This window comes from Catenibacterium sp. UBA627, from assembly GCF_002299355.1.
GTDB classification, from domain to species: domain Bacteria; phylum Bacillota_I; class Bacilli_A; order Erysipelotrichales; family Coprobacillaceae; genus Catenibacterium; species Catenibacterium mitsuoka.
The window spans coordinates 353-860 of the sequence record NZ_DBPF01000052.1 but is presented as its reverse complement, the minus strand read 5'-3'; the positions used below and the strand labels follow the sequence as shown (position 1 = coordinate 860).

1 protein-coding gene and 1 pseudogene are annotated in these 508 nt (G+C 28.5%); both read right to left on the bottom strand.

Going from position 1 to position 508, the window contains the following annotated elements; genetic code table 11:
* A partial coding sequence (locus tag B2S90_RS03715; protein WP_286696559.1) for a hypothetical protein occupies positions 1-221 on the bottom strand: 221 nt, incomplete at its 3' end.
* Between the two features lie 86 nt (positions 222-307).
* A pseudogene (locus tag B2S90_RS03710) lies at positions 308-508 on the bottom strand (arsenate reductase ArsC); the annotation flags it as partial.

Genomic DNA, 508 nt, shown 5'->3' with positions numbered 1-508 from the left:
ATGAATAATGTAGGAATGAACAGAATTGCGACAATAAGAGGATAGATGAAATCAAATACATTTCTTAATCCATAAATAATAGAAGTAATCAGTGTTATAAGAGGAATGACAATGAGTAAAATAAACATGCCACTTCCTGTATCTTGAATTAATATTGGAATTAGATAGAAAGTAATGAAAATAATGAAATAATAGACCCAGTTCTTTTTGATTTTATCCATAAGTACGTCTCCTTATAGTATATGACTAAATAGAATAACTGCAATCAATAAGAATAAGCGAGAAATAATTCTCATAATCAATCCTACTAGTTCTTTAAATTATCCGTTAAATCTAATATTTTACTTTCAATTTCTTTGATAATATACACAAATTCTTCATCGCTTTTACCTGTAGGATCTTCTAAACCCCAGTTATCATCAAAAGGTCTTCCTATGAAAGGACATCCTACATTGCATCCCATAGAAATCGCAATGTCAGGTTTTGGAATATCATTTATAAGTTTAGA